The organism is Curtobacterium sp. MCBD17_023, from assembly GCF_003224415.1.
In the GTDB taxonomy this organism is placed as follows: domain Bacteria; phylum Actinomycetota; class Actinomycetes; order Actinomycetales; family Microbacteriaceae; genus Curtobacterium.
In genome coordinates this window covers 245,539-264,050 of sequence record NZ_QKLJ01000004.1, presented here as the reverse complement: position 1 = coordinate 264,050, position 18,512 = coordinate 245,539, and the positions used below count along the sequence as shown (strand labels likewise).

Here is an 18,512-nt window from a genome sequence, read left to right as displayed (position 1 = left end):
AGTCTCGGCACCGTCGCGACACGCCCGGAGGCCCTGCTAGGATGGGTGACTGACTTCGGCGAGGGCCGCGCAAGCGGCCGTGATCGACGCGGTGGGAGACCCGGCCAGCCCTGGGAACGTTCCTCACGCGTGCACGCGTTCGAGTTGCAACACCACAGACCCCCCGATGCCGGCACTCCGGCGTCGTCCCCGACACCAGGAGGCATCATGGCTGACTACACCAAGCTCGCAGCGGAAGTCCGCACCAAGTTCGGCAAGGGTGCGGCCCGCAAGCTCCGCGCCGCCGACAAGATCCCCGCCGTCGTCTACGGTCACGGCACCGAGCCGCAGCACATCAGCCTGCCGGGCCACGAGACGATGCTCCTCGTCCGTACCGCCAACGCGGTCGTGGACCTCGACATCGAGGGTGCTGCCCAGCTCGCCCTCGTCAAGGACGTCCAGCGTGACCCGGTGCGTCAGATCATCGAGCACATCGACCTCGTCGTCGTGCGTCGTGGCGAGAAGGTCACGGTCGACGTGCCCGTCGTCATCGAGGGCGAGTCCTTCGCCGGCACCATCCACGTGCAGGACCTGGCGAGCGTCTCCCTGCTCGTCGAGGCGACCGACATCCCCGAGCACGTCGTCGTGGACGTCGAGGGCCTCGAGGACGGTGCGCAGGTCCACGCGTCCGACCTGCAGCTCCCGGCCGGTGCCGAGCTCGAGACCGACGCCGAGTCGCTCGTCGTCCAGATCGTCACCCCGCGTGGCACCGCTGACGACGACGCCGCCGACGAGGCCGCTGCCGAGGCGGGCGCCGAGGCCGGCACCGAGGGCGGCTCCGCCCCGGCCGACGCCGACTCCGAGTAAGACGACGACGACGTCTGGCCGACGCTGATGGCGGAGCGCACGTTCGTGGTGGTCGGGCTCGGGAACCCCGGGCCCGACTACGCGGGCAACCGTCACAACGTCGGCCAGATGGTCCTCGACGAACTGGCCGCCCGGATGGGTGCCACGTTCAGGAAGCACAAGACCCCGAACCAGGTCGCCGAGGGGCGCCTCGTACCGGGGGGCCCGAAGCTCGTCCTCGCGAAGCCCGGGTCGTTCATGAACACGTCCGGCGGTCCGGTCTCCGCCGTCCTCGGGTTCTACAGCGTGCCGCCGGCGGACCTGATCCTGGTCCACGACGAGCTCGACCTGCCGTTCGACTCCGTGAAGCTCAAGGGCAACGGTGGCCACGGCGGGCACAACGGCATCCGCGACGTCATCAAGGCGACGAACACGAACGAGTTCGCCCGCGTGCGGGTCGGCATCGGACGCCCGCCCGGTCGTCAGGACCCGGCCGACTACGTGCTGCGTGACTTCTCCGCGGCCGAGAAGAAGGCGCTGCCGAACCTCCTCGCCGACGCGGCCGACGCCGTCGAGGCGATCGTGACCGACGGCCTGCTCGCCGCGCAGCAGCGCTTCCACGCCCCGGCCTGATGAACGCCGTCGCCGCCGTCGTGCTCGCGACGAACCCGTTCGCCACGGCCGCGCTCGTCGTCGTCTCGGTCATGGGCATCGCGCTCGTCGGGACGGCGCGCTTCCTCGGTCGCCGCGCGGCCGAGCAGGCGCGCGAGGGCGAGCCGACGCCGCCGCCGGACGACCTGGAGCCGGGCAGCTCCTGAGCCGGAACCGGCCGGGAGGCCCGCCCCGGCTCCGCCACGCGCCTCCTGTTCGCCCGTCGCGCACGCCGCGACCGCTGTCGGGGGCCGCCGGTACCATCGTGTGAGTGACGATCTCGGGCCTCATCCCTGCGCTCTCGCGCGCCTCCTCCTTCGATCGTGCGCTCCGTGCCGCTCCTCGCGACGCCGACTTCTCGGTGGTCGACGGCCTGCGCGTGCCCCTGTTCGCCGCCCTGCTGGCCGAGCGCTCGGGTCCGCAGTGCGCCTTCGTCATCACCGCGACCGGGCGGGAGGCCGAAGCCGTCCGTGACGCCCTCAGCTGCACCGTCCCCGACGCGGACGTGCTCGAGTTCCCGGCGTGGGAGACCCTGCCGCACGAGCGTCTCAGCCCGAGCCCGCAGACCGTCGGCACCCGCATCGCGACCCTCCGCGCACTGCAGCGGTGGCAGGACGCCCCTGCCGCGCAGCGCCGGACGACCGTCGTGGTCGCGAGCGTCCGGGCAGCGCTCCAACCGATCGCCGACAACCTGACCGAGCTCGCGCCGGTCGTGCTGCGGAGCGCGTCGCGGGGCAACGACCTCGGCGCGATCGCCGCACAGCTCGTCGACCTCGCGTACGCCCGGGTGGACCTCGTCACCCGCCGCGGGGAGTTCGCCGTCCGCGGCGGCATCCTCGACGTCTTCCCGCCGACGGCCGACCACCCCGTCCGCGTCGACTTCTTCGGTGACGAGATCGAGGGCATCAAGGCGTTCTCGGTGGCCGACCAGCGGTCCACGGACGACGACCTCGACGCGGTGGAGCTCACCGCATCACGCGAACTGCTCCTGAGCGACGACGTCCGGCAGCGGGCGCGCGAGATGCTCCACGAGTTCCCGAACCTGTCGCAGATGCTCGCGAAGGTGTCCGAGGGGATCCCCGTCGAGGGCATGGAGTCCCTCGCCCCGGCGCTGGTCCGCAAGCTCGTGCCGGTGACGGAGTACCTGCCCGAGGAAGCGACGATCGCGGTCTTCTCGCCGGAGCGGGTGAGCGGTCGCGCGCACAGCCTGGCCGAGACGAACCAGGAGTTCCTGCAGGCGGCGTGGAGCGCGGCCGTGGCGGGTGCCCAGGCGCCCATCGACCTCGACGCGGGCAACTTCCTCACGGTCCAGCAGCTGAAGAACACCCGCGGGCAGCGCACGTGGTGGACGGTGTCGCCGTTCGACTCCGGCGCCGACGAACCGCTGAGCGACGCCGACGCGGCCGCCGAGGCGGGGGAGTACATCCGCGTCCCGGGCGAGGCGATCCCGAGCTTCGCCGGCAGTGCGGACGGTGCGGTCGCCCACGTCAAGGCGCTGACCGACGACCAGTGGGCCGTCGTCGTGACGGCGCAGGGCCAGGGCCTCGTCGAACGTGCGGTGCAGGTACTCGCCGACGCCGGGGTGGCCGCGCGCGCCGAGACGCTGGACGGGCCTCCCGAGCCGGGCGTCGCCATCGTCACGACGGCCAGCGTCGAGCACGGCTTCGCCGTCGCGGACCCGCGCATCGCGCTCCTCAGCGAGGCCGAGTTCTACGGCCGCAGCGTCCAGCAGGGCGCCCGCACCGTCAAGAAGCTCGCGAGCCGGCGCAAGAACGTCGTCGACCCGCTGCAGCTGAAGCCGGGCGACGTCGTCGTGCACGCCACGCACGGCATCGGCAAGTTCGTGGAACTGGTCAGCAGGGAGGTCAGTTCCGGCGGCCGGAACGCCGTCAAGCAGCAGCGTGAGTACCTGGTGCTCGAGTACGCGCCCTCGAAGCGGAACTACCCCGGCGACAAGCTCTTCGTGCCGACCGACCAGCTCGACCAGCTGTCCCGGTACGTCGGCGGCGAGAACCCGACCCTGTCGAAGATGGGCGGCTCGGACTGGTCGGCCGCGAAGTCGAAGGCGCGCAAGGCCGTGCGCGACATCGCGGTGGACCTCGTGAAGCTGTACTCCGCCCGAATGGCGTCGAAGGGGCACGCGTTCGGGCCGGACACCCCGTGGCAGCGCGAGCTGGAAGAGGCGTTCCCCTTCGCGGAGACCGTCGACCAGCTGACGACCATCGACGAGATCAAGCGCGACATGGAGAGCCCGATCCCGATGGACCGGCTGCTCTCCGGAGACGTCGGCTACGGCAAGACCGAGGTCGCGATCCGCGCCGCGTTCAAGGCGGTGCAGGACGGCAAGCAGGTCGCCGTGCTCGTCCCGACGACACTGCTCGTCCGCCAGCACATGGAGACGTTCCAGGAGCGGTTCGCCGGGTTCCCGGTGAACCTGCGCGCCCTGAGCCGGTTCCAGACCGAGAAGGAGACGAAGGAGACCCTCGCGGGCCTCGCCGACGGCACCGTCGACGTCGTGATCGGCACGCACCGGATCCTGTCGCAGAGCGTGCAGTTCAAGGACGTCGGCCTCGTCATCATCGACGAGGAGCAGCGCTTCGGTGTCGAGCACAAGGACCAGCTCAAGAAGCTCAAGACGAACGTCGACGTCCTGGCGATGTCCGCGACACCGATCCCGCGCTCGCTCGAGATGGCGGTGACCGGCATCCGCGAGATGTCGACCCTCTCGACCCCGCCGGAGGACCGGCACCCGATCCTCACGTTCGTCGGACCGCAGTCGGACCTGCAGGTGGCCGCGGCGATCAAGCGCGAGATGCTCCGCGAGGGCCAGGTGTTCTACGTGCACAACCGCGTGAAGGACATCCAGTCGGTCGCGTCGCACCTGGCCGAGATCGTGCCGGACGCCCGCATCGCCGTGGCGCACGGGCAGATGGGCGAGCAGGCCCTCGAGCAGGTCATGGTCGACTTCTGGGAGCGCCGGTTCGACGTGCTCGTGTCCACGACGATCATCGAGACCGGTCTGGACATCGCGAACGCGAACACCTTGATCATCGACAAGGCGGACAAGTACGGCCTGTCGCAGCTCCACCAGCTCCGCGGCCGTGTCGGTCGTGGGCGCGAGCGCGGGTACGCGTACTTCCTGTACGACGCCGAGAAGCCGCTGTCCGAGACCGCGCAGGACCGCCTCGAGACGATCGCGGCGAACAACGAGCTCGGCGCGGGCATGCAGGTCGCGATGAAGGACCTCGAGATCCGCGGTGCCGGCAACCTGCTCGGCGGCGAGCAGTCCGGGCACATCGCAGGCGTCGGGTTCGACCTGTACCTCCGGATGATCGGCGAGGCGGTGTCGCAGTTCCGCGGGGACGTGGCGGAGGGGCAGACCGAGCTCCGGCTCGAGATCCCCGTCGACGCGCACATCCCGGAGGACTACGTCGAGTCCGAGCGCCTCCGACTCGAGGCCTACCAGAAGCTCTCCGCCGCGTCGGCCCCGGCCGCGCAGCCCGAGGCGATCGACATGGTCCTCGACGAGCTCACCGACCGGTACGGCACCCCGCCGCAGGCCGTGCTGACGCTGATCGAGGTGTCCCGCCTCCGCCGGATGGCGCAGCAGGTCGGCCTGTCCGACGTGGTCGTCATGGGGTCGAACCTGCGGGTGGCGGGCAAGGAACTCGCCGACTCGGCGCAGGTCCGCCTCAAGCGGATGTTCGCCGGAGCACGCTGGTTCCCGCAGCAGGACGCCGCGAGCATCCCGGTCCCGAAGCCGCACGGCGAGACCCTGCCGGACGACGCCCTCATCGGTTGGGTGGAGAGCATCCTCACCGCGGTCTACGGAGCGCCTGCCCGGGCGGAGGCGCCGGCCGCCTGACAGTCCTCGTCCGGTGACCACCGGACGGACGGGAGGCCCGGGACGGATCCGTCCCGGGCCTCCCGTCCGTCACGTGGTCGCGCCGGTGCGTGAGCGGGCGCTACTCGGTGGCTTCGGCCTCGGACAGCTCGCGCCGCTGGCGGTACCGGCGCGCCCGCACCGACACCACGACCGCGGACGCGACCATCGCGATGCCCGACCCGACGAGGACCGCGAGGACGCCCTCGTCGACGATCTCCTCGTTCGCCGCGAACGCCAGTTCGTTCATGAGCAGCGACACGGTGAAGCCGATGCCGCCGAGCACGCCGACCGTCATCACGGAGCCGACCGAGAGGGTCGACCGACCCGGTCCGCGGAAGAGCCGACCGGCCACGACGCCGAACAGGGTGATGCCGATGACCTTGCCGACCGGCAGCGCCAGGACGACCGCCCAGAACGTCGGGGAGAGTTCGCCGATGCCGACGGCGGGGATCACGACCGCTGCGGAGACGAAGGCGAAGACGGGGAGCACGATCGCGTTCGACCACGGCTCGACCTGCTCGTGCAGGGTGCCGCCCGGACGTCGGGGGAGGACCAACCCGAGGGCCACACCGGCGATGGTCGCGTGCACACCCGAGTGGTACACGAGCCACCACGTGACGAGGCCGACGAGGACCATCGCGACGACGAGGAACGGCTGCGCGGCACTGCCCGGGCGCAGCCGGCGTCCGAGCAGTGCGAAGACCACGAGCAGGACCGCTGCGCCGCCGAGCGCGAGGAAGTCCGTGCCGTGCGCGAAGACGACGGCGATGATGACGATCGCGATCAGGTCGTCGAGGACCGCGAGGGCGAGCAGGAACACCCGGATCGTCGCGGGCAGCCCGCGCCCGAACATCGCCAGGACCCCGAGCGCGAACGCGATGTCCGTCGCGGTCGGGATCGGCCATCCGTGGGTGTACGGCGTCCCGGCGGTGACGAGCAGGTAGACGAGCGCCGGCACGAGCACACCGCCGACCGCGGCGATGGCCGGGACGACGGCCGTCTTCGGGTTCGCGAGCTCGCCGGCGACCAGCTCGTGCTTCAGCTCGATGGCGACCAGCAGGAAGAAGACCGCGAGCAGGCCGTCGCTGACCCAGTGGGCGATGGAGAGGTCGAAGCCGACCGCCCCCCACGGGGTGTGCCAGTCGAGGCCCCGCTCGAGACCGGGGCCGAGTGCGGTGTTGGCGACGACCAGTCCGAGGACGGCGGCGGTGAGGAGGGCGATCGCGCTGAAACGGGGCGAACGGACGAAGGACGGCATGCGGCTCCGGTGGAGATCGGGTACGGGGAACGGACCGTCGACCAGACTTCCCGACACACCTCCACCAGGATAGCGGGACGGCCCGGGAGCCCGATCCACGCGGAGCCGCGGGTGGCAGCATGGCGGCATGACTGCCGTTGCCGAACTCGTCGCCGTCGTGGACCGCCTGCTCGACCCCGAGCACGGATGCGTCTGGAACCGCGAGCAGACCCATGCCACCCTCGCCCGGTACGCCGTCGAGGAGACCTACGAGCTCGTCGACGCGATCGACGGCGGGGACGACGACGAACTCCGCGAGGAACTGGGCGACGTCCTGTACCAGGTCGTGTTGCACGCGGGGATCGCCGCGCGGCAGGGGAGGTTCGACCTCGACGACGTGGCCGACTCCGTGCGCGAGAAGATGCAGCGGCGCCACCCGCACGTCTTCGGCGACGAGGAAGCGCACACGGTCGAGGACGTCATCCGGGTCTGGCGTGCCGCGAAGGCCGCCGAGAAGTCGTCGCGGACGAGCGCGTACACGGGCGTGCCGCGGGCGATGCCGCCGCTCGAACGTGCCGTGAAGCTCCTGGAGCGGTTGGAGGAGCGTGGTGACCTGCACGCCGCGATGGCTTCCGTGACGGACGGCGCCGTGCTCGAGGTGGTCGATCCCGTCCCCGGTGCCCGCGTCGCTCCCGGTGTCGCCGGGGTACCCGCTGCCGCCGACGTCCCCGGCGCCCCCGTCGCTCCCGGAGCGCCCGGTGCTCCCGGTGTCGCCGACGCTCCCGGTGGCGCCGACGGAGCGGCGGCCTCCGGCGCGGTCGGTGCTGCGGACGTCGTCGGTGCCGCGGACCCCGGTGACGCCGCTGCCGGGCAGCAGCCGGGGACCCGGGTCGACGCGGCCTGGGGCGCCGGGATGCTCGCCGAGGTGGCCGTTGCGCACGAACAGGGCTTGGACCCGATCGCGAGTCTGCGAGCCGCGGTGGCGATGCTCGAGGTGGCGGGCCGCGGCCTGGAGCAGGACGACCGCGGGGACGACCGTTACGACCACGACGAAGAGCGGGCGTCCTCCTAACCCGAAAAAGGAGGACGCCCGCGAGCGGGAGACGGCGTCACCAGGGAGCGACGCCGACAGGGGATCCCGCTCGAACCGCGGAGGCGCTTGCAGCACGCCGCCTCCGCTGCCGGCCGACGCGCGGATCAGGCACGCTCCGACCGAGGTTCTGGATGCAGCATATCAGCGGACACGCGCTGCTGCAAGAGGCGGTCGTGCTCTGCGAGAATCGACGGCATGGCGACGACCGTGACGGCCCCCAGGGGCATGCGAGACCACCTCCCCGCCGACAAGGCCCGGCGGGAGCACGTGCTCGGCGTCATCCGCGGTGTGTACGCGCGACACGGGTTCGACGAGATCGAGACGCCGGTCGTCGAGGACGCCGCCCGCCTCCACTCCGGACTCGGTGGCGACAACGAGAAGCTGGCCTTCGCCGTGATGCGCCGCGGGCTGACCACCGAGGACCTGCGGCAGGCCGACGCGCCGCTGGACCTCGCCGACCTCGGGCTGCGGTTCGACCTGACCGTCCCGCTCGCTCGGTTCTACGCCTCCCACCGCGCCGAACTGCCGAGCGTGTTCCGTGCCGTGCAGATCGCGCCCGTGTGGCGTGCCGAGCGTCCGCAGAAGGGGCGCTACCGCCAGTTCGTGCAGTGCGACATCGACGTCCTGGGCGAGCCCGGGCAGCTCGCCGAGATCGAACTCATCCGGGCGACCACCGCGGCGCTCGACGCGCTCGGCATCGTCGGCACGTCGATCCGGATCAACGACCGCCGCATCCTGCTCGCGCTCCTCGCCTCGTGGGGGGTCACCGAGCAGTCCGCAGCCGACCGGGCCCTCATCACGGTCGACAAGCTCGACAAGATCGGGGCCGTCGGCGTCGCGGAGGAGCTCGGGACCACGCTCGGCCTCGACCCCGCCGCCACGGCCGACACGATCCGGGCGCTCGAGTCCGCCGACTGGGACAGCGTGCGCGGTGCCGACTGGCTCGACGCCGAGGCGTTCGCTGACCTCGAGCGACTGCGCGCGGCGCTCCCGGGCGTCGACCTCCGCTTCGACCCGACGCTCGTCCGCGGCATGGGGTACTACACCGGCACGATCTTCGAGGTCGCGCACCCCGACTTCGGGTACAGCCTCGGTGGGGGCGGCCGCTACGACGGCATGATCGGGCGCTTCCTCGGGCAGGACGTCCCGGCGGTCGGGTTCTCGCTCGGGTTCGAGCGGCTCGTGGACCTCGTGTCGCTGCCCGGTTCGGCCGAGTCCGACGCCGTCGTGCTCGTGTACGACAAGGACGTCGACCCGGTCCGGTTGGCCGCGCTGAAGGCCGAGGCACTGGACACGCACCACCGCGTGCGCCTCGAGAAGCGCACGAAGAACATGAAGAACCTCCTCGCCGGACTCGCGGAGCAGGGCTTCGGCTCGTTCGCCACCGTCGGGACCGACACCACGTCGCTCGACGGCGTGGAGTTCCGTCCGCTCGCCTGACGGACTCCTCCCGGTCATCCACAGCCAGGCGTCGCGGTGCAGCGGCGTCGCTAGGATCGACAGCGCAACCACCACAACCCAACGACAGGGAGTTCCCCGTGGCAGTGATCGATGCCGTAGGCGCACGCGAAGTCCTCGATTCCCGAGGCAACCCGACGGTCGAGGTCGAGGTCCTCCTCGACGACGGTGTCGTCTCGCGCGCCCTCGTTCCGTCCGGTGCCTCCACCGGCGCCTTCGAAGCGTACGAGCTGCGCGACGGCGACGACTCCCGGTACGGCGGCAAGGGCGTGCTCAAGGCCGTCGAGGCCGTGCTCGACGAGATCGGCCCGGCGCTCGAGGGCTTCGACGCCACCGACCAGCGTCTCGTCGACGCCGCGCTGATCGAGCTCGACGGCACCGAGAACAAGTCCCGCCTCGGCGCGAACGCCATCCTCGGTGCCTCGCTCGCGGTGGCCCGCGCCGCGGCCGACTCGGTCGACCTGCCGCTGTTCCGCTACCTCGGTGGCCCGAACGCGCACACGCTCCCCGTGCCGCTCATGAACGTCGTCAACGGCGGCGCGCACGCCGACACAAACGTCGACATCCAGGAGTTCTTCCTGGTGCCGTACGGCGCCGAGTCCTTCTCGGAGGCCCTGCGCTGGGGCGTCGAGACCTACCACGCCCTCAAGGGCGAGCTGAAGAAGCAGGGCCTCGCGACCGGCCTCGGTGACGAGGGCGGCTTCGCGCCGGAGCTCGCCTCGAACCGCGCCGCGCTCGACTTCCTCCTCGCGGCGATCGAGAAGGCCGGCTTCACCCCGGGCAAGGACATCGCGCTGGGCCTCGACGTCGCCAGCACCGAGTTCTTCCACGACGGCAAGTACTCCTTCGAGGGCAAGCAGCTCTCGAGCGCCGAGTTCACGCAGTACTTCGTCGACCTGGCCCGTGACTACCCGCTCGCCACGATCGAGGACCCGCTGGCCGAGGACGACTGGGAGGGCTGGACCCACCTGACCGCCGAGCTCGGTTCGAAGCTGCAGATCGTCGGCGACGACCTGTTCGTCACCAACCCGACGCGGCTCCAGCGCGGCATCGACGAGAAGGCCGGCAACTCGATCCTGGTCAAGGTGAACCAGATCGGCACGCTGACCGAGACCCTCGACGCGGTCTCCCTCGCGCACCGCCACGGCATGACCGCGATCCTGTCGCACCGCTCCGGTGAGACCGAGGACACCACGATCGCGGACATCGCGGTCGCGGTCGACGGTGGTCAGATCAAGACCGGCGCCCCGGCCCGCTCGGACCGCGTCGCCAAGTACAACCAGCTGCTCCGCATCGAGGAAGAGCTCGGCGACGCGGCGGTCTACGCCGGCCGCTCCGCCTTCCCGCGTTCGGCTTCGCTGTAACCCAGCACCCCCCCCGAGACGCCGTCCTCCGTTCGGAGGGCGGCGTCTCGCCGTTGCGCGGAACGGACCCGTCCGCGCGTGCCACCGACTCACGCGAGCCGCCTCGTCTGCGCGAGACGCCCCCGTCTGTGGACGACGCCGCGGTGCGTGCTGAACGCCTCCGGATTCGACGGCGTCTCGCCGAGGTGGCGGCGTTTCGGCGCGGCCAGGGCGTCTCGGGGCCCCGAGCCAGCCTCCAGGCCGGTGGAGCGAGACGCCCCCGTCCGCGCGTGACGCCGCGATGCGCGCGAGACGCCTCCGAATTCGGCGGCGTCTCGGCGAGGTGGCGGCGGTTCGGCGGCCCGGCGGCGTCTCGTCGGTCAGTTGGCGTCCCGGGACCCGAGCCAGCCGGGAGACCCGAGCCGTGCCTCAGGCCGGTGGAGCGAGACGCCCCCGTTTGCGCGTGACGCCGCGGTGCGCGCGAGACGCCTCCGAATCCGACGGCGTCTCGGCGAGGTCGAGGCGATTCGGCGGCCCGGCGGCGTCCCGTCGGTCAGTTGACGTCCCGGGACCCGAGCCAGCCGGGAGACCCGGGCCGTGCCTCCAGGCCGGTGGAGCGAGACGCCCCCGTCTGCGTACGACGCCGCGATGCGCGCGAGACGCCTCCGAATTCGGCGGCGTCTCGGCGGCCTGGCGGCGTCTCGGTGCGGCGGGGGCGTCTCGGGGACCCGAGCCGGACTGGAGGCGCGGGGCGCGCTTCCAGCGTCGGCAGCCGTCGCTGAGAGGGTGCGCAACGCGCGCGCGGCGGGATGCCGAGCCCCGACGGCCGCGTTATCGTCGTCGTCGTGCCCAGCCAGAAGCCCCGCGTCCGCCGCGTCCCCGTGGCCATGCCCGAGGGAGCGACCTCGGGACAGCCGTGGTACCGGTCGCTGCACTTCTCCGGGTTCAGCTTGCTGATGCTCGCGATCATCGTGCTCTTCGTCGTGGTGCTCGCCCCCTCGCTCCGCACGCTCGTGCAGCAGCAGGACCAGATCACCGACATGCAGCGGCAGGTCGCGGCGCAGAAGGCCGACGTCGCGCAGAAGAAGCACGACGTGGCGCGCTGGGACGACCCCGCTTACATCGAGGCACAGGCGCGCGACCGCCTGCTCTACGTGTACCCGGGCGAGGAGAGCTACCTGGTGATGGGCAGCGAGGCCGGCGCTTCGGCCACCCCGGCGCCGAGGACCGAGTCCGGCACCCCGGTCAGCTCGACGGTGCAGACGCCGGACGTGGACTGGGTGCGGTCGATGCTCTCGTCCGTCCTCGAGTCCGGGCTGTCGGACGAGACCGATGACGAACTCGAGCGCCGCGGCGACACCGGTGACGGCAGCGGCAGCGACACCGACCGCGGGACGGACAGCGGCTCGTCCCCCGAGTAGGGCCGACGCGCGGAGTCGGGTAGGCTCACGTGCCCGTGACGACCCCTCCGTTCGACCCGCCGACCGCGCACGACGTGCAGGTGGTGACCGCCCAGCTCGGACGCCCCGCCCGTGACGTGATCGGCATCGCTGCTCGCTGCGTCTGCGGCAACCCGACGGTCGTGTCCACGAAGCCCCGCCTCGGCAACGGCACCCCGTTCCCGACGCTCTACTACCTCTGCCACCCGGCAGCCACCGCAGCGGTCAGCACCCTCGAGGCGAACCAGGTCATGCCCGAGCTGGCCGCCCTCCTCGAGGACGCGGACACCGCTGAGCAGTACCGCCACGCGCACCAGGCGTACCTCGACGACCGTGAGTCGATCGAGCACGTCGAGGAGATCGCGGGCATCAGCGCCGGTGGCATGCCCACCCGTGTGAAGTGCCTGCACGCACTGGTCGGGCACGCCCTCGCCGCCGGACCCGGCGTCAACCCCATCGGAGACCTCGCGCTGGAGCGCGCGGACTGGTCGCCGTCCCGGTGCGAATGCCGGGCCTATGATGAGGATGCAGACGCCGGAGTCGGGGTGGGTGGCGGCGAGTCCTGACCAGCCGCCCAGCAGTCCAACCACCCCAAGGAGATCACCAACCGTGCCCAAGATCCTCGTCGTCGGCGGCGGCTACGCCGGCTTCTACACCGCATGGAAGCTCGAGAAGCACCTTCGCAACGGCGAAGCCGACGTCGTCATGGTGGACCCGCTGCCGTACATGACGTACCAGCCGTTCCTCCCCGAGGTCGCCGCCGGGTCGATCGAGCCGCGTCACGCCGTGGTCTCGCACCGCCGCCACCTCAAGTCGACCCGCGTCGTCACCGCGAAGGTCACCGGGGTCGACCACGCGAACAAGACCGCGACCATCACCCCCGCGGTCGGCGAGCCGTGGCAGGAGTCGTACGACCAGATCGTCATGACCGCCGGCGCCGTCTCGCGCACCTTCCCGATCCCGGGCGTCGCGGACGAGGCCATCGGCCTGAAGACCATCGAAGAGGCCGCGGCGATCCGCGACAAGATCCTCACCAACTTCGCCAAGGCAGCGAACCTGCCGGCCGGCCCCGAGCGGCAGCGTCTACTCACGGTCGTCGTCGTCGGTGGTGGCTTCGCCGGTATCGAGGTCTTCGCCGAACTCCGCTCCTTCGTCTCGGACCTGCTCAGCAGCTACCCGCAGATCGCCTTCGAGGACACGCACTTCCACCTCGTCGAGGCGATGGGCCGCATCATGCCCGAGGTCTCGCTCGAGACCTCGCACTGGGTGCTCAAGAACCTCGCCGAGCGCGGGGCCACCGTGCACCTCGAGACGCAGCTCGCCTCGGCCGTCGGTGGCGTCTGCCAGCTCAAGGCCAAGGACGAGTCGATCGAGGTCATCGAGTCCGACCTGATCATCTGGACCGCCGGCGTCATGGCGAACCCGATGGTCAAGGGCACCGACTTCCCGCTCGAGCCCCGCGGCCGCATCACGGTGCAGCCCGACCTCCGCATCGTCGACGAGGGCACGGTCATCGCCGACGCCTGGGCCTGCGGCGACGTCGCGGCCGTCCCGGACCTCACCGGTGGTGGCGTCGGCGGCATGTGTGTGCCGAACGCCCAGCACGCGGTCCGTCAGGCCAAGCAGCTCGCGAAGAACATCGTCGCGACCCTGCGCGGCGAAGCCACCGTCGACTACAAGCACGAGAACCTCGGTGCCGTCGCCGGCCTCGGTCTCGGCATCGGTGTCTTCCAGTCCGGCAAGTTCGCGATGAAGGGCTTCCTGGCCTGGGGCGCCCACCGCGGCTACCACGGTCTGGCCATGCCGTCGTGGGAGCGCAAGATCCGCGTCGTCGGCGACTGGGTCTCCGGCTTCTTCCTCGGTCGCGACATCGTGTCGCTCGACGACCGTGAGACGCCCCGCGCCGCGTTCGAGGCGTGGGCCTCCCGCCCGAAGCCGGCCGTCGAGGCCGCTCCGGCAGCCGAGTCCCCGGCCGAGGGCCAGCCCGCCGGTGCTGCCGGTCCCGCGTACGCCACGCCCGCCGAGGACGTCTCGAAGGCCGCCGAGCCCGTCGGCGCCGGCGAGTCCGCCAAGGCCGAGTAGGCAGCGCACACCCGCTGTCGAGAGGGCGGTCACCCGACGGGTGGCCGCCCTCCGGCGTCGGTAGGCTGTCCCGGCGCGGCCGCCCGTCGCCGTGCGCCCCCGTGGCCCAATCGGTAGAGGCATGCGACTTAAAATCGCCGAGATGAGGGTTCGAGTCCCTCCGGGGGTACGGAGACCGGACGGGCATCCGACTCAACATCGCCGAGATGAGGGTTCGAGTCCCTCCGGGGGTACGGAGACCGGACGGGCGTCCGACTCAACATCGCCGAGATGAGAGTTCGAGTCCCTCCGGGGGTACTCGTTACGCTGACCAGGTGGTCGGGATCGGGAGCGCGCTGACGAACCTCCGGGACGCGCTCCGGCGCCCCGAGGCCCACGTCGAGGTCATCGACGGCGAGACGGTCCCGGTCGGCATGCTGCTCGGCACGCTCGGCGCACTGCTCCTCGACGCCGGCAGCTCGGTCACCGACGTCCGCTCAGCGCTCGAGAAGGCCCGCGACGCAGCGGGTGTCGGCAACGGCCTCGCCATCGGGGTGCTGCCCGCCCTCGTCATCGTCAGCGAGACCGCGACGGGCGCCGCGACGATCGTCAACGCCGAGGGCATCGAGCTCTCGTTCCGCCAGTCCGCCCGCGCGAACCGCCTGGTGCTCGGTCTGGAGCGCGGCGCGATCGCCCTCGCCGAGATCCCCGCCCGGGTCCGGAGCATCCGCCAGGGCACGCGACCACCGGCCCCGCTGCCGTGGGTGCTCGGCAACGCACTGACCTCCGCCGGGCTCGCGGTCGTGTTCCGGTGCCCGTGGTGGGCGGTCCTCCTCGCGCTGGTGGTCGGGGCGCTCGTCGGGGTCATCGGCCTGCTGCTCCGGCGCTTCCGTGAGGCCGTGGCCGTCGTGCCGTTCCTCGCGGCCTTCTGCTCGACGGCCGTCGTCGGACTCGTCGCCGCCGGCACGGGCTTCGACCACGTCCCGCTGTACGCCGTGTGCGCGCCGGTCGCGGTGTTCGTGCCCGGAGCACTCATCACTAACGCCCTGCTCGAACTCACCGCCGCCGACATCGTCACGGGGTCGGCTCGTCTCATGCAGGGGCTCATCATGCTCGGCTTCATGGCCGCCGGGATCGCGGCGGGGAGCACGGTGACCGGCCTCCGCATCGACCCGACCTCGGCGGCACTCGTCGGCGAGGTCGCGGGCATCGGCACCGACCGACCCGGCTGGGAGGCCGTCCCGGCGCTCTGGGCGTCGTGGGTCGCCGTGGTGGTCCTCGCGACCGGCATCAGCCTCGTCTTCGGATCCGGGTGGCGCCTGACGGCGGCGTCGGTCGTCGTCATGGTCACCGCCTACGCCGTCGTGTCGTTGCTCACGCCGCTCAGCGGCAGCGTCGTCGCGACGGGCCTCGCCGCGGCGCTGCTGTTCGTCGCGACGCGTGTCCTCGAACGCATCGTGCCGGTGGTGCCGGCGACCGTGTCGTTCCGGCCGGCGTTCCTGCTGCTCGTGCCCGGCACGGTCGGGCTGGTCGCGGTCGCGACGTTCGACGCCGCCGCGCTCGCGACGCCGCTCGCGACCTTCGTCAGCCTCTGCGTTGGGACGAAGATCGGCGGGCTGCTGCCCGGGCTGTTCGCCCGGTCCGCGCCGACCCACTGACCGAGGGGATCCGGCAGCCGGCGCCGGGACCACCTGGCGTCACACGACCGGGGCACGTCGTCCCGTTCTGGAGGCTCGGTCTCCGCCCGCCGGACGAGTGAGCGGACTGCGCGTGGTGGGCTTCCCGGCCGACGCCGTGCCGGTCACTTTCGAACCGGTGCCCGGTCCATGGGGCGTGTGCGGGCCTCCCGGCCGACGCGTGCCTGTCGCTGTCGGACCGGTCGCCGCTCCGTGCGGAGCATGCGGGCCTCCCCGCCGGCGCGCATCCGGTGCGCGCCCGCCGCCGCCGCCACGGAACCGGTCAGGACGCGGAGGCACCTCCGCGGAGCCGGGGCCAGAGCAGGACGGCTGCCGCGAGGGCGACCACCACCGCGACCGCGGAGGCCCAGGCGACGAGCGGCAGGTGCGTCCCGGTCGGGCCGGAGTAGACCGCCGCGGCCAGACCGACGGCGACGGCCGCGAGGGCGCCGTACCGCGGACGGGACACGGCGGCGAGGGCTGCTCCTGCCGACCCCCGGAGCGGCAGGAGCGTCACGACGAGTGCGCCGAGGCCGCCGACGCAGAGCGTGCTGGCGAACTCGGACACGAGCGAGGCGGTGAACCCGGACCCGGCCGTCACACTGTGCACGACCCATCCGACGGCCGCGAGGACGAGCAGGGTCACCGACCGCCACGTGGCGCTCCGCGCACAGGCCGCGACACCGTTCCCGAGTCGCATGGCGGCGGTGTCCACGTCGGTGCGGCCGACGGGTACCAGGAGGACGCCGACGACGAGGGCGGGGGAGAGGTCCGCGGTGCGGGTGAGGCCGCTCGCGACGACCGCCGCGAGCACGAGACCGGGTGAGACCCGGAAGGTGACGGCTCGTCGATCCTCACCCGCAGCCCACCGCGTCGCGAGCACGACACCGGCCGTGAGCACGACGACGCCGGCGAGGACGGCCAGGGCGAGTCGGACGTAGCGAGCCTCGAGGGCGATCCCGGCGCCCAGCAGCGTGGACACCGCGGCGAGCGTCGTGCCGACCGCGATCGAGACCCAGGCCGGCAGTGCGTCGTCACCGCGCGTGCGCTCGGACCGGGGCCGGTTTCGGCCCGTGAAGCGGGAAGCGGGACGCGGCAATCGCCCGCGGAGGGCGCCGGCGAGGACCCGCACCGGTCCGGCCACCAGGAGCAGGAACGCGGCGGCGACGCCGACCGCGATCGCGAGCGTGCGCCACGAGAACGAGGACTGGATCGTGGGGACCGCGTGGTCGTACGCCGTCGCGACCGTCCAGTCACCTGCTGGGCCGGACCAGTCCGGCCGCCCGTCGGGTCTGCCGTCGGTGCCGCCGCCGGGCACACCCGCGGAGGGTGGGCCGTCGGCGGGGCCCTCCGGTCCGCCACCCGGTCCGTCGTCGGGGTCGGACTGCTGTCCTCGGCCGGGCCGGGGCGTCGGGGCCACGGCGCCGCTGCCGGAGGAGGGGCGGTCGGCGCCCGGGTCCGATCCGGACCCGTCGGTGGGCGACGGCCCGGCGGCCGACGGCCCGCTCACGCGGACCGGGACCGCGGGCGCCGCCCGGGAGGTGTTGCCCGCGACGTCCTGCGCCCCCGCGCTGATGCGGTGGGCGCCACCACGGAGCACGTCGGCGACGCGGCACGACCACGCCCCCGAGGCCGTGACCTCCGCCCGGCACACCGCGACGTCGTCGACGTAGGCGGTCACGATGGTCCCGGGCTCCGCGGTGCCGGCGATGCGGACCGAGCGTCCGTCGACGACCGCGGACGCGGACGGGGTGCCGATGCGGGGAGCGGCCGGGGCCGTCCGGTCGATCGTGATGCTGCTCGGCGGCGAGACCGCGCTCCGGAGGTCGGAGCGGTACCCGTCGGCCGTGCTCGCGGTCTGCGTCGCCGTCACGGTGGACGGGCCGTCTGCGGGCGCACCGGGACCGACGGCCCAGGAGACGTGCCAGGTGCCGGCGGGCCCGACGATCGCGGTGCGCACGGCCGTGCTGCCGGCCCGGGTGACCGTCACGGTCGCGCCTGGTCGGCCGGTGCCCGTGACGGCCCCGGCGGTCGGTCGCCGGGTGGTGACGACCGGTGGGACGATCACGTCCGACGGAGCGGCGTCGGCGCTCGGGAGGGACGAGGTGGTCGTGTCGAGGACGGTGAAGACCTGCGCCGGTCCCGAGTGCACGGTGCCCACGCACGACCAGGTGCCGTCGGCCCTGGCGGTCGTCCGGCACACCGAGGCGGACGGGACGGCGGGGTCGGCGACGCGGACACCGTGACCCGGGGCGGCACGGCCCGAGAAGCGCGCGAGGTCGGTCGTGAGGTCCCCGGGGTCGGCGATGGTCGGCGCCGTCGGGGTGCCGCCCGACGGCGGCGCCACGGGTGTCCGGCTCGGTGACGGGCTCGGTGCGGCGGGCGCCGGGACGGGGTTCGCGAACGTGGGTGGCTCGGTCGGCGGCGCGGTCGTGCCGGCACCGGGCAGGGTGGAGGGGACGGCGGCCACCGGTACGGCGTCGAGCGGTACCAGCACGAGGGGCACCAGGACGAGACCGGCCGCGGCGACGAGCAGGCGGGCGACCGGGCCACGGCTCCGGGACCGCCGAACACGGGCACCGCCCCTCGCACCCCGGTGTCCCACGTCGCCCCCTGCCGTGTCCATCCCCTCCATCCCACGTGATGAGACGCCCCGGGTCAACACCCCGCGCGGACGATCCGGCCGGTTCTGCGTCGATCGTCGCCCGAGCCGGACGTGGTCCGCGAGCAGGGTGTGCGGCACTCGGGAATCGGCCGTGAAGATCCTCCCCCGGTGAGGGCGCTCCGACCTGCTCGGTAAGATCGTCGAGGACCTCCCTGGTCCGCCCGACGGACCCTGGTGG

General features: G+C 72.5%; 13 protein-coding genes and 1 tRNA gene. 12 read left to right on the top strand and 2 right to left on the bottom strand.

Features of this window, described 5'->3' with window-relative positions; genetic code table 11:
• The first annotated feature begins 207 nt into the window (after window positions 1-207).
• The 4 genes from DEI84_RS08155 (at window position 208) to mfd (ending at window position 5,341) form a co-directional block, all read left to right on the top strand.
• Window positions 208-846 (top strand): 50S ribosomal protein L25/general stress protein Ctc, encoded by a 639-nt coding sequence (locus DEI84_RS08155; RefSeq protein WP_110890355.1) that lies wholly within the window; start codon window positions 208-210, stop codon window positions 844-846.
• 27 nt (window positions 847-873) lie between these two features.
• Window positions 874-1,458, top strand: a complete 585-nt coding sequence (gene pth / locus DEI84_RS08150; RefSeq protein WP_110823613.1) for an aminoacyl-tRNA hydrolase — start codon at window positions 874-876, stop codon at window positions 1,456-1,458.
• Complete coding sequence (locus DEI84_RS08145; RefSeq protein ID WP_110890354.1) at window positions 1,458-1,643, top strand: hypothetical protein; 186 nt, start codon at window positions 1,458-1,460, stop codon at window positions 1,641-1,643. The genes pth and DEI84_RS08145 overlap by 1 nt, the downstream gene beginning before the upstream one ends.
• 104 nt (window positions 1,644-1,747) lie before the next feature.
• The gene (gene mfd / locus DEI84_RS08140) at window positions 1,748-5,341 is read left to right on the top strand and encodes a transcription-repair coupling factor (RefSeq protein WP_110890353.1); all 3,594 of its coding nucleotides are present in this window, start codon (window positions 1,748-1,750) and stop codon (window positions 5,339-5,341) included.
• A 100-nt stretch (window positions 5,342-5,441) separates the two neighbouring features.
• Here the strand turns inward: mfd and nhaA are convergent, their stop codons facing one another.
• Window positions 5,442-6,620 (bottom strand): Na+/H+ antiporter NhaA, encoded by a 1,179-nt coding sequence (nhaA, locus tag DEI84_RS08135; protein WP_110890352.1) that lies wholly within the window; start codon window positions 6,618-6,620, stop codon window positions 5,442-5,444.
• A gap of 127 nt (window positions 6,621-6,747) precedes the next feature.
• On the opposite strand from nhaA, the gene DEI84_RS08130 reads away from it, so the two are divergent.
• The 8 genes from DEI84_RS08130 (at window position 6,748) to DEI84_RS08095 (ending at window position 15,651) form a co-directional block, all read left to right on the top strand.
• Window positions 6,748-7,671, top strand: coding sequence for a MazG family protein (locus tag DEI84_RS08130; RefSeq protein ID WP_110890351.1), 924 nt, complete (start codon window positions 6,748-6,750; stop codon window positions 7,669-7,671).
• Window positions 7,672-7,887: 216 nt separating this feature from the next.
• Window positions 7,888-9,132: a histidine--tRNA ligase gene (hisS, locus tag DEI84_RS08125; protein WP_110890350.1), complete on the top strand. Its 1,245-nt coding sequence runs from the start codon at window positions 7,888-7,890 to the stop codon at window positions 9,130-9,132.
• Between the two features lie 98 nt (window positions 9,133-9,230).
• A complete protein-coding gene (gene eno, locus DEI84_RS08120) occupies window positions 9,231-10,514 on the top strand; it encodes a phosphopyruvate hydratase (RefSeq protein ID WP_110890349.1) in 1,284 nt (427 codons plus the stop codon).
• Window positions 10,515-11,338: 824 nt separating this feature from the next.
• Window positions 11,339-11,914: a septum formation initiator family protein gene (locus tag DEI84_RS08115; protein WP_110823980.1), complete on the top strand. Its 576-nt coding sequence runs from the start codon at window positions 11,339-11,341 to the stop codon at window positions 11,912-11,914.
• A 35-nt stretch (window positions 11,915-11,949) separates the two neighbouring features.
• Window positions 11,950-12,498, top strand: coding sequence for a DUF501 domain-containing protein (locus tag DEI84_RS08110; RefSeq protein WP_110823620.1), 549 nt, complete (start codon window positions 11,950-11,952; stop codon window positions 12,496-12,498).
• Window positions 12,499-12,541: 43 nt separating this feature from the next.
• Window positions 12,542-14,014: an NAD(P)/FAD-dependent oxidoreductase gene (locus tag DEI84_RS08105; protein WP_110890348.1), complete on the top strand. Its 1,473-nt coding sequence runs from the start codon at window positions 12,542-12,544 to the stop codon at window positions 14,012-14,014.
• 95 nt (window positions 14,015-14,109) lie between these two features.
• Window positions 14,110-14,183, top strand: a tRNA-Leu gene (locus DEI84_RS08100).
• 145 nt (window positions 14,184-14,328) lie between these two features.
• Window positions 14,329-15,651, top strand: coding sequence for a threonine/serine exporter family protein (locus DEI84_RS08095; RefSeq protein WP_181419411.1), 1,323 nt, complete (start codon window positions 14,329-14,331; stop codon window positions 15,649-15,651).
• Between the two features lie 301 nt (window positions 15,652-15,952).
• On the opposite strand, the gene DEI84_RS08090 is transcribed toward DEI84_RS08095, so the two are convergent.
• Window positions 15,953-18,295 (bottom strand): Ig-like domain-containing protein, encoded by a 2,343-nt coding sequence (locus tag DEI84_RS08090; RefSeq protein ID WP_110890347.1) that lies wholly within the window; start codon window positions 18,293-18,295, stop codon window positions 15,953-15,955.
• Window positions 18,296-18,512: the final 217 nt, after the last annotated feature.

Excerpts from the sequence above, each read along its gene's own strand:
- DEI84_RS08155 (WP_110890355.1), top strand. The coding sequence starts at position 208 with ATGGCTGACTACACCAAGCTCGCAGCGGAAGTCCGCACCAAGTTCGGC.
- pth (WP_110823613.1), top strand. The coding sequence starts at position 874 with ATGGCGGAGCGCACGTTCGTGGTGGTCGGGCTCGGGAACCCCGGGCCC.
- DEI84_RS08145 (WP_110890354.1), top strand. The coding sequence starts at position 1,458 with ATGAACGCCGTCGCCGCCGTCGTGCTCGCGACGAACCCGTTCGCCACG.
- nhaA (WP_110890352.1), bottom strand. The coding sequence starts at position 6,620 with ATGCCGTCCTTCGTCCGTTCGCCCCGTTTCAGCGCGATCGCCCTCCTC.
- DEI84_RS08130 (WP_110890351.1), top strand. The coding sequence starts at position 6,748 with ATGACTGCCGTTGCCGAACTCGTCGCCGTCGTGGACCGCCTGCTCGAC.
- hisS (WP_110890350.1), top strand. The coding sequence starts at position 7,888 with ATGGCGACGACCGTGACGGCCCCCAGGGGCATGCGAGACCACCTCCCC.
- DEI84_RS08090 (WP_110890347.1), bottom strand. The coding sequence starts at position 18,295 with ATGGACACGGCAGGGGGCGACGTGGGACACCGGGGTGCGAGGGGCGGT.